Origin of the sequence: Aquabacterium sp. UBA2148 (assembly GCF_002328915.1) — a bacterium.
Classification (GTDB): domain Bacteria; phylum Pseudomonadota; class Gammaproteobacteria; order Burkholderiales; family Burkholderiaceae_C; genus Aquabacterium; species Aquabacterium parvum.
The window spans coordinates 1-970 of record NZ_DCXA01000256.1 but is presented as its reverse complement, the minus strand read 5'-3'; the positions used below and the strand labels follow the sequence as shown (position 1 = coordinate 970).

The 970-nt window shown below is 72.6% G+C and carries 1 pseudogene; it reads left to right on the top strand.

The annotated features are described in order from the left end of the window. Positions 1 to 970: pseudogene (locus B2W70_RS14265) on the top strand (inorganic triphosphatase); the annotation flags it as partial.

Sequence of the window (970 nt, the reverse complement as noted above, 5' to 3'; positions counted from 1 at the left end):
CCCGCGCAAGCCCCAGCCGATGGCCAGGCGCTGCGCCCCGACCTGGGTCGCCACAGCGAAGTCGCCCGCCAGGCCCTGGTCCACAGCCTGGGCTGGCAACCCGATGCCGACCCGCGCGGCGAGCGCTGCGCCCTCGTCGAGCTCTACCGCACCGACATGCGTCGCACCCGCGCCCGCTTGAAGGTGGCCGAAGGCACGCCCCACGCAGGCGTGGTCGAGCTGGCGCTGGACGAGGGCGCCATCCTGGCTGGCGCCCTGCAAGAGCCCGTGAGAGAGCTTGAAATCGAGCTGCTCAGCGGCCACCCGCAGGCCGTCATCCTGGCCGGTCAGGACTGGGTGCACCGCTTCGGCCTGTGGCTGGACACGCAGACCAAGGCCCACCGGGGCGACCGCCTGGCGCGACTGGCAGCGACCGTGCCTGCAGGCGAGCGTCAAGGTGCCCACGCCCCCCCGCAGGTGACGTCACCTCAAGCCGCCAAGGTGCGAGAGGGCGCCAGCCTCGATCAGGCCTGGCGCGCCGGCCTCGAGGCCTGCCTGGCCCACCTGAGCGCCAACATGAGCGAACTCGCCGCCCTTCCCTCGGGCGAAGGCAGCGAGATCGCCTACGAGTGGCGGCGCGGCCTGCGGCGCCTGAAGGCTTTTGCCCAACTGATGAGCCACACCTCCCAGGCCTGGCCCGTCGAGGTCATCTCGCGCGCCAACTTGCTGGTCCGCCAACTCGGTCACTGGCGCGACGACGAAGCCCTGAGCTGGATCTCTTCACAGCTGCAGGAAGCCGGCGGCCCCAGCGTGCCGATCCCGCCAGCGCCGCGCCCGATCGACCTGCCCGCATCGGCCGCCGACCTGGCCCGCGGCCCTCAAGCCACCGAGCTGTGCCTGTGCCTGCTGACCGCCCTGGTGCGATCCGGCGAAGACGACGGCGAGGCCCGCCTGCCGTTCGAGCCCTGGCTGCACACCCACCTGCACCGCC